Annotated in this window: 9 protein-coding genes; 4 read left to right on the top strand and 5 right to left on the bottom strand. The window is 45.1% G+C overall.

Going from position 1 to position 8724, the window contains the following annotated elements; translation table 11 throughout:
* Together FHQ30_RS11885 and FHQ30_RS13495 are read left to right on the top strand one after the other, a co-directional pair.
* On the top strand, positions 1-278 hold a 278-nt coding region (locus FHQ30_RS11885), incomplete at its 5' end, for a type II toxin-antitoxin system TacA family antitoxin (RefSeq protein WP_442805636.1).
* Between the two features lie 175 nt (positions 279-453).
* Positions 454-708, top strand: a complete 255-nt coding sequence (locus FHQ30_RS13495; protein WP_267963749.1) for a GNAT family N-acetyltransferase — start codon at positions 454-456, stop codon at positions 706-708.
* Between the two features lie 114 nt (positions 709-822).
* On the opposite strand, the gene gyrA is transcribed toward FHQ30_RS13495, so the two are convergent.
* Positions 823-3486 carry a DNA topoisomerase (ATP-hydrolyzing) subunit A gene (gene gyrA, locus FHQ30_RS11875; RefSeq protein ID WP_139610426.1) on the bottom strand — a complete coding sequence of 888 codons (2664 nt, stop codon included), beginning with the start codon at positions 3484-3486 and terminating at the stop codon, positions 823-825.
* Positions 3487-3693: 207 nt separating this feature from the next.
* Between gyrA and ubiG the strand changes: the two genes are divergently transcribed.
* Entirely contained in the window at positions 3694-4404 is a 711-nt protein-coding gene (ubiG, locus tag FHQ30_RS11870) for a bifunctional 2-polyprenyl-6-hydroxyphenol methylase/3-demethylubiquinol 3-O-methyltransferase UbiG (RefSeq protein ID WP_139610427.1), read from the top strand.
* A 98-nt stretch (positions 4405-4502) separates the two neighbouring features.
* A complete protein-coding gene (locus FHQ30_RS11865) occupies positions 4503-6239 on the top strand; it encodes a thiamine pyrophosphate-dependent enzyme (RefSeq protein ID WP_139610428.1) in 1737 nt (578 codons plus the stop codon).
* 62 nt (positions 6240-6301) lie between these two features.
* On the opposite strand, the gene fur is transcribed toward FHQ30_RS11865, so the two are convergent.
* The 4 genes from fur to FHQ30_RS11845 form a co-directional block, all read right to left on the bottom strand.
* Complete coding sequence (gene fur / locus FHQ30_RS11860) at positions 6302-6751, bottom strand: ferric iron uptake transcriptional regulator (RefSeq protein WP_132967137.1); 450 nt, start codon at positions 6749-6751, stop codon at positions 6302-6304.
* Positions 6752-6897: 146 nt separating this feature from the next.
* On the bottom strand, positions 6898-7422 hold the full coding sequence (gene fldA, locus FHQ30_RS11855) for a flavodoxin FldA (protein ID WP_139610429.1): 525 nt from the start codon (positions 7420-7422) through the stop codon (positions 6898-6900).
* 10 nt (positions 7423-7432) lie between these two features.
* Positions 7433-7714, bottom strand: a complete 282-nt coding sequence (ybfE, locus tag FHQ30_RS11850) for a LexA regulated protein (protein WP_132967141.1) — start codon at positions 7712-7714, stop codon at positions 7433-7435.
* Positions 7715-7815: 101 nt separating this feature from the next.
* Positions 7816-8619 carry an alpha/beta fold hydrolase gene (locus FHQ30_RS11845; RefSeq protein ID WP_139610430.1) on the bottom strand — a complete coding sequence of 268 codons (804 nt, stop codon included), beginning with the start codon at positions 8617-8619 and terminating at the stop codon, positions 7816-7818.
* Between the last annotated feature and the right edge of the window lie 105 nt (positions 8620-8724).

Genomic DNA, 8724 nt, shown 5'->3' with positions numbered 1-8724 from the left:
AGTTTATTATGCATACTACTGCCACGGCACGGATTACTGCGCGCATTGATCAAGATACTCAATCGTTACTACTGCAAGCTGCAAAGTTAGCGGGGATTACCAGTATTAATTCATTTGTAGTGAATGCTGCTGTCGAGAAAGCAAAAGAAATTTTGCAAGCAGAAAATTTGATTAAGTTAAATAGAGAGAGCTCTCTCAAGTTATTGTCTGCTCTAGACAATCCAGATATGGAAAATCAGAAGTTAATGCAAGCCTTTAAAGAACACTTAGGCAGATAAGTATGGTCATTGTACCGCTAAATAGTAGAATTCATGATAGAGCTAGTTTTGATTGTGGCGTTAAGCCACTGAATAATTTTCTTAAATTAACCGCTAATCAATTGGGCGAAAGAGATCATTCAAGAAGCTATGTTCTGGTTGATCCGATACAGCCATCACAAATTATTAGGGTCTGTTGATCTCTCGTTTAGCTGTCGATAAACGTTTTCAAGGAAAGCGTTTTGGTTCAAAACTACTGGTTGATGCGCTGGTAAATTTAAAGCGAGCAGCTGAAATTGTCGGCTTCCCAGTTGTATTTGTTGATGCGAAAGAGGGAAGAGCGGATTTTTATAGTCAATACGGTTTTGAGCCCATTGATCAACAACGATTATTTATGACGGTTGCGGCAATTCGAAAAATGTTATCCAAATATTTATCTGATGTAGCGTAGAGCAAAAGATATTTTTGCTTGTTATTTGAGTGATCTGTCGATAGGACGGAAAATATCCGCCCTATCGAGTCGATAAATAGCGCTATTTATCTTAATTTGTGTTTATTCTTTGACTTATTCTACCATTTCGATGGTATCAGTAACTTCTGAATCAATTATTTCTGATTCCTCGTCGTCCAAATCACAAATCGTTTCCAAACTGACGACATGTTCGTCTTCGGCGGTGCGGATCAGGCGCACGCCCTGGGTGTTACGTCCAACCGTGCTGACTTCGCTGACACGGGTGCGCACCAGGGTGCCGGCATCGGTGATCAGCATAATTTGATCATTGTCTTCCACCTGCACTGCCGCCACGACTTTGCCGTTGCGTTCGCTGACTTTAATCGAGATCACGCCTTTGGTATTGCGTGATTTGGTCGGGTATTCGTCCAATTTGGTACGTTTGCCGTAGCCGTTTTGCGTGGCGGTCAGAATTGCGCCATCATTTTTTGGCACCACCAACGACACCACTTTGTCGATATTCAGGTCAAGTGCGGTGTCCAAATCATCACCGGCACTGTCGTCATTCTCGTTTTCGTCGTCGCTGAGATCATTGCTGAGTGCCAGTTTGATGCCACGCACACCGGTGGCAGTTCTTCCCATGGCGCGCACCGCTTCTTCGCTGAAGCGCACCACACGGCCTTGCGACGAGAACAGCATAATTTCATTGTCGCCTTCGGTGATATCCACGCCGATCAACTCATCGTTGTCACGCAGGTTAATTGCAATCAATCCGCTGGCGCGTGGACGGCTGAATTCGGTCAGTGCAGTTTTCTTCACCGTACCGCTGGCAGTTGCCATAAAGATAAATTTATTATCGGCATATTCTGCGACCGGCAAAATAGCGGTGATACGCTCATCAGGCTGCAACGGCAGAATATTGACAATCGGGCGACCACGCGCGCCACGGCTGGCTTGCGGCAACTGGAATACGCGTAGCCAATACAGACGACCACGGCTAGAGAAGCATAATATCGTATCGTGAGTGTTGGCAACCAACAAGCGCTCGATAAAGTCTTCTTCTTTCATCTTGGTGGCGGATTTGCCTTTGCCGCCACGACGTTGTGCCTCATAGTCAGACAGTGGCTGATATTTAACATAGCCCTCGTGGGACAGGGTGACGACCACATCTTCCGGCGCAATTAAATCTTCCAGATTAATATCGGCGGAACTGGCAGTGATTTCGGTACGGCGCGGATCGTTAAATTGGGTTTTGATCTCGTTTAATTCTTCGCGGATCACTTCCATCAAACGTTCAGGCGTGTTCAAAATATACAGTAAACCACCAATAATCGTCAGTTTTTCTTTATATTCGTTCAGCAGTTCATCGTGAGCCAGTCCGGTTAGGCGATGTAAGCGCAAATCGAGAATGGCTTGCGCCTGTACTTCGGTCAGATAATAAACATTATCGCGAATCCCGTATTCCGGCGCTAAATCTTCAGGGCGGGCGCTGTTGACGCCGGTGGCTTCCAGCATTGCCGCCACATTGCCCAATTGCCATGGTTGTGACAACAAGCCCTCTTTGGCAGCGGCCGGGGTTGGCGCTTGGCGAATCAATTCGATTACCGGATCGATATTGGCTAGCGCAATCGCCAAGCCTTCCAAAATATGCGCTCGCTCACGAGCCTTGCGCAATTCAAATACGGTGCGGCGAGTCACCACTTCACGACGGTGCAGCACAAACGCTTCAATTAACTGTTTCAAATTTAACAGTTTTGGTTGCCCGTGATCCAAAGCAACGGTATTGATACCGAAGGTGACTTGCAGTTGGGTTAAGGAATAGAGGTTATTCAGCACTACTTCGCCAACTGCATCACGTTTGATCTCAATTACGATCCGCATCCCGTCTTTGTCGGATTCGTCACGCAGCGCACTGATACCTTCGACTTTTTTCTCTTTAACTAAATCAGCAATTTTTTCGATTAAACGGGCTTTATTCACTTGATACGGAATTTCATGCACGATAATGGTTTCTTTGCCTTTGGCATCGGTTTCCACTTCTGCTCTGGCACGCACATAAATTTTACCGCGTCCGGTTTTGTAAGCGTCCTCAATCCCTTTGCGACCATTGATTATTGCGGCAGTCGGAAAATCCGGCCCCGGAATATAGGTCATCAATTCGTCAATGCTAATTTCATTATTGTCGATATATGCCAGACAGCCGTCGATGACTTCGCCTAAATTGTGTGGCGGAATATTGGTTGCCATACCAACTGCAATACCACTAGAACCGTTGACCAACAAGGCAGGAATACGGGTTGGTAACACTTCCGGAATCTGCTCCGAGCCGTCATAGTTCGGTACAAAATCGACCGTTTCTTTGTCTAAATCCGCCAGCATTGAATGGGCGATTTTGGTCATTCTGACCTCGGTATAACGCATTGCCGCTGCCGAGTCACCGTCAATCGAACCGAAGTTGCCTTGCCCGTCGACCAGCATATAGCGCAGCGAAAACGGCTGTGCCATGCGCACAATCGTATCGTACACCGCGCTGTCGCCGTGCGGGTGATATTTACCGATCACATCGCCGACCACACGTGCCGATTTGCGGTACGGTTTATTGTAGTCGTAGCCACCGACATTCATCGCAAAAAGCACACGGCGGTGCACCGGCTTCAACCCGTCGCGCACATCAGGCAAAGCACGTCCGACAATCACCGACATGGCATAATCAAGGTAGGAGGATTTTAGTTCTTCTTCAATATTGACGGGGGAAACGTCACTTGCAAATTCGCTCATTCAAAGTTTTCCTAATTGACTGAATATAAAGCTTATAAAGCGGGTAAAACCATCGCTGAAAAGTAACCAGATTATAGCATAAAGCCCCATTTTTCCCTAATTTTATAGTGAATTTTGATGGATAATTCTGCATAATAAAAGCTACGTTTTTAATTAGAATAAAATTGGCAAAGTGCGGTTTTATTCATTATTTGAGAAACCGATAGCATGCAAAACGTTGATCAACAGGAAATCGAAAAATTTGCCAAAATGGCGCAAAGTTGGTGGGATCCGGATGGGGATTTTAAACCGATTCATCGCTTAAATCCGCTGCGTCTGGACTATATTTTGCACTTGTCTGACGGTTTATTCGGCAAACGAGTGCTCGATGTCGGCTGTGGCGGCGGGATTTTGGCGGAAAGCATGGCGCGGCAGGGGGCAGAGGTGACAGGAATTGATATGTCGCCACAACCGTTGCAAGTGGCGCAGAAACACGCACAACAGAGCGGTTTGAACATTGATTATCAACAAACGACCATCGAAGATTTTTTGCAGGCGTTGCAGCAACAGCAAGGTGAAAAATTTGATGTCATCACCTGCATGGAGATGTTGGAACATGTTCCCGATCCAAGTGCGGTGGTGCGCAGTTGTCAAGCACTGCTGAAACCAGACGGCGTGCTGTTTTTTTCCACCATTAACCGCACCTTGAAAGCGTGGGCGTTGGTGGTGATCGGTGCGGAATATGTGCTGAAAATGCTGCCGAAGGGCACGCACGATTACGATAAATTTATCAAACCGGCTGAATTATTGGCGTGGTGCGACGCGGCGGATTTGAGCTGCTTTGACAGTGTCGGTTATCACTATAATCCGTTGAGTGGACGTTTTTGCTTGAATCATGACGTGAGTGCGAATTATATGCTGGCGGTTCGGCAGAAATAAACCATTTTTGTGCTGAGTGTAAATTTGCTATCTTTCTTATTCCATTTTCTGCTATTTTCCTGATGATGTTTAAAAAATAATATTCATTAGGAGGAAATATGGGCAAAATGGTAGCGAACCAATTGGTCGAAATGTTACTGCAAGCAGGGGTTAAACGTGTTTACGCCATCACCGGCGATAGCCTAAATCCGGTCAATGCTGCGATTCGCAACAGCGGCAAACTGGAATGGATTCACGTTCGGCACGAAGAAGTGGCGGCTTATGCCGCTTCAATGGATGCGGAGTTGAATGGTATCGGTTGCTGTATGGGCAGTTCAGGACCGGGACATGTGCATTTAATCAACGGCTTGTATGATGCCAACCGTTCCGGTAATCCGGTGATCGCGATTGCCAGCACATGCCCGACACATAAATTCGCACAAGACTATTTTCAAGAAACCAATCCCTATTACCTGTTCCAAGATTGCAGCAAATTCGTTGCTGTCGCCAACACTGCTGAACAGTTTCCGCACATGATGCAAAGTGCGGTTCAGGCGGCAATTTCACAAAAAGGTGTGGCGGTGCTGGGTTTGCCGGGTGATGTGGCTTCGGCAAGTGCGGTCACGATTCCAACTGCGGAAATCACCTATCCGACCAACGTGATTTGCCGTCCGAATGAGCGCGAATTACAGCAATTTGCCGATTTGTTAAACCAACATAAAAAAATCACCCTATATTGCGGACACGGCTGTCGCGATGCGATTGACGAAGTGAAACAGCTAGCCGCAGTGCTGCAATCGCCGATTTGTTACACCTTCCGTGGTAAAATTTTCTTTGATAGTGACGATAACGAATTTCGTGCCGGTTTAAACGGGCAGCTAGGCTATCGCTCGGGCTATGATGCTTGTAATCAGGCGGATTTATTGGTGATGTTGGGCTGTGATTTCCCGTATGCCGAATTTTTGCCGACCAACAATAAAATTGTGCAATTGGACATTAAACCAGAACGTTTGGGGCGCAGAGCGAAAGTCGATCTCGGCTTGGCGGGTGATGTGGGCGATACCATTCGTGCCTTATTACCGCTGTTGCAAGCGCACACTGACCGCACTTTCCTTGAAGCAATGCAAAAAGAGTATCAAAAATCCGAATCCCACTTTGCCGATTATGTGCAACACAAAGGCGCGGAAGATCATATTCAGCCGGAATATGTGGCGCATTTGGTCAGTGAATTGGCCGCCGATGATGCAGTGATTACGGTTGATACCGGAATGACTTCGGTTTGGGCAGCGCGTTTTATCAAACGCAAGCAAAACCGTTATTTAACCGGTTCATTTAATCACGGTTCGATGGCGAATGCGATGCCGATGGCAATCGGCGCAGCGGTGTCAAGTCAGCGGCAAGTGGTGGCGTTATGTGGCGACGGCGGTTTGTCGATGCTGCTCGGCGATTTGGCGACCATTATGCAATATAATTTGCCGATTAAAATTATTCTGTTCAATAACCGTGCGTTAGGCATGGTGAAGTTGGAAATGGAAGTGTCGGGTTTGGTTGATTGGCAAACCGATATGGTGAACCCACCGTTTGATAAAATTGCGGAATTGATGAATATCAAAGGCTTTGCTGCGCATAAAACCGAAGACGTGGAAGACGCAATCAAGCAAGCGTTCGCCCATGATGGTCCCGCATTGGTGAATATTTACACTAATTCTGACGCGCTCAGCTTACCGCCGCACCCCAGCTTGGCACAAATGCGTGACTTTATGACTTCCATGACGAAAAAATTGGTCAATGGTGATGTTGGTGAAGTGATTGATACCGCAAAAAGCAATTTTGGGCATCTAAAAGAGTTGTTTTAAGTTTTGTAACATAAAAAACCCGCAAACGCGGGTTTTTTAGTCGGTGAAATTCAAAGTTTGGCTTACTTTTTACTTGGCTCGTCGCAATTTTTGATGTCGTTGCATTTGCCGTATAGATATAAACTGTGGTTTTCCAGTTGGATTCCATACTCTTTGCTGATCTCTTTTTGGCGTTTTTCAATAATATCATCGCTGAATTCGATCACTTTGCCGCAGTCCATACAAATGATATGGTCGTGGTGGTCAATTGGAGCCAATTCAAACACCGATTTATTGCCTTCAAAGTTGTGACGAATCAGGATATCTGCTTCATCAAACTGATTCAATACGCGATAAACCGTGGCTAAACCGATCTCTTCCCCTTGTTCCAATAACATTTTGTAGATATCTTCCGCCGAGAAATGCTGATATTCGGTATTATGATGATTCTGCATTAAAGCCAGAATTTTCAAGCGTGGTTCGGTAATTTTTAAACCGGCTTTTTTTAATAATTTGATGTTGTCTTCAGACATATTAACCTCGTATCGGATAGCTATCGTTGATTAGGGAACAAATCAGATAAAGTCGCTATAAGTGTTTTATGATTCCCCTGTATTCTATGAGGAATACTTATCAATTGCAAATTATCAGGTAAAATAATTATGATAGGTATAGACAATTAGACTAATTCTGCCAAATACATTTCATCATAAATTTGCTTGACCCAAGCACTAACCCGTTGCTCGGTCAGCTCCGGTTGGCGATCTTCATCAATACACAAGCCGACAAATTTATCGCCGTCAATCAATGCCTGTGACGCTTCAAAATTGTAGCTTTCGGTTGGCCAGTAGCCGACAATTGTGGCGCCGTGCGGTTCGATAATATTGCGTACTGTTCCCATGGCGTCACAGAAATATTCTGCATAATCTTCCTGATCACCGCAGCCGAAAATACCGACGATTTTATCGGTAAAATCAATTTCTTCCAGCGTCGGGAAAAAATCGTCCCAATCAGCTTGCGCTTCACCGTAATACCAAGTCGGAATGCCGATTAAAATAAAATCATAGGCTTCGATATCTGCTTTGCTGCTTTTGGCGATATCACGGATATCCACCAGATTATCGCCCAGTTTCTTCTGGATCATTTTTGCAATATTTTCAGTATTTCCAGTATCGCTGCCATAAAATAAACCAACAAGTGCCATATTTTGTATCCTATTTTTGCTGTTGTTCTAAATATTCGTTTAATACATTCTCGATTAATTGTGCTCGACTTAGGTTATATTCGTCAGCGAGTTGCTGTAAACGTTCAATAATCTCACTGTGTAATTTCAGCTCTACCCGTTTTAAACCGGAGGCACGATCGCGGCGTAACTGGTTGCGTTTGTTGATGCGTGCCTGCTGCTCTCTACTCAGTGGGTTGGTTTTCGGACGCCCCACTTTAGGTAGATTGTGGAATAGATCCAATGTAATGCAATCTGCTTCTTGTTTTGCCATAAACCAATTTCGATCACTGTTTTAATTGAGAATGATAAGCCATTTTTAAGTTGGCGCACTATAGCATAATTTGTTTTAAAGATAAATCGTCCTTCAGCGTGTCAACGTATCAACGCCAGAAAACGGTCAATCGCTTTAATCACCAACTCGGGACTGTCGCTGTGAATCCAATGTCCGCTGCGACTGATGGTGAAAGCAGTGGCGTTTGGAAATTGCGTCAGAATAGCGTCCTTATATTCCGGCAAAATATAACTTGAACGTCCGCCTTTAATCAACAATGTGGGGGTGTCGCAGTAAACCGCTTGCCAATTTAACAAGTCGGGGTAATTGTTATAAAGTGCGGTCAGGTTAAATAAAAAACAGTCCGGTTGTTGTGGTGCAAAAGATTTCAACATGAATTGGCGAACACCGAGTTGTTGAATGTGGCGCTGCAAAATCGGGTCGGCTTGTTGACGGCTTTGCGGACGGGCTTGTTTGACGGCAAACAGCGCCTTGAATACAGCATCGTGGTGATTTTCATGGTAAGCAACTGGGGCAATGTCCAAAACCACTAATTTCTCTACTCGATTGGGCAATAAGGCAGCAATTTTCATGGCCGTTTTTCCGCCCATCGAATGACCGATCAGAATAAGACGCTCTAATTTTAAATGATCGATCAAACGGATAACATCATGCGCCATTAGTTCATAGTTCATCTCGGCATGCTGGAAACTGTGTCCGTGGTTACGCAAATCAATACGCAGCAGCGGAAAGTGCTCGGCATAAGCTCGGGCAAGAATGCCCAAATTATTGAGATCGCCGAACATGCCATGCAGAAAAACTAACGTAGGTAAAGTATGGTCGTCACCCTGCGATGTGGATTGCGGCAGTTGCAATTGGTAATTTAATAATGGATTTTCAGTCATTTGCTATCGCTAAGTCGTGGTTTAATCTTAATTAAGCGATTATAATGTGCTAAATTAGCGCTAGGATCAAGCTATCCGTTTGTTACAACTCAAAATATAAACAAA

This window comes from Testudinibacter sp. 'clade 2', from assembly GCF_006227735.1.
GTDB lineage: Bacteria > Pseudomonadota > Gammaproteobacteria > Enterobacterales > Pasteurellaceae > Chelonobacter.
This window is presented reverse-complemented; position numbering and strand designations above follow the sequence as displayed.

Excerpts from the sequence above, each read along its gene's own strand:
- gyrA (WP_139610426.1), bottom strand. The coding sequence starts at position 3,486 with ATGAGCGAATTTGCAAGTGACGTTTCCCCCGTCAATATTGAAGAAGAA.
- ubiG (WP_139610427.1), top strand. The coding sequence starts at position 3,694 with ATGCAAAACGTTGATCAACAGGAAATCGAAAAATTTGCCAAAATGGCG.
- FHQ30_RS11865 (WP_139610428.1), top strand. The coding sequence starts at position 4,503 with ATGGGCAAAATGGTAGCGAACCAATTGGTCGAAATGTTACTGCAAGCA.
- fur (WP_132967137.1), bottom strand. The coding sequence starts at position 6,751 with ATGTCTGAAGACAACATCAAATTATTAAAAAAAGCCGGTTTAAAAATT.
- fldA (WP_139610429.1), bottom strand. The coding sequence starts at position 7,422 with ATGGCACTTGTTGGTTTATTTTATGGCAGCGATACTGGAAATACTGAA.
- ybfE (WP_132967141.1), bottom strand. The coding sequence starts at position 7,714 with ATGGCAAAACAAGAAGCAGATTGCATTACATTGGATCTATTCCACAAT.
- FHQ30_RS11845 (WP_139610430.1), bottom strand. The coding sequence starts at position 8,619 with ATGACTGAAAATCCATTATTAAATTACCAATTGCAACTGCCGCAATCC.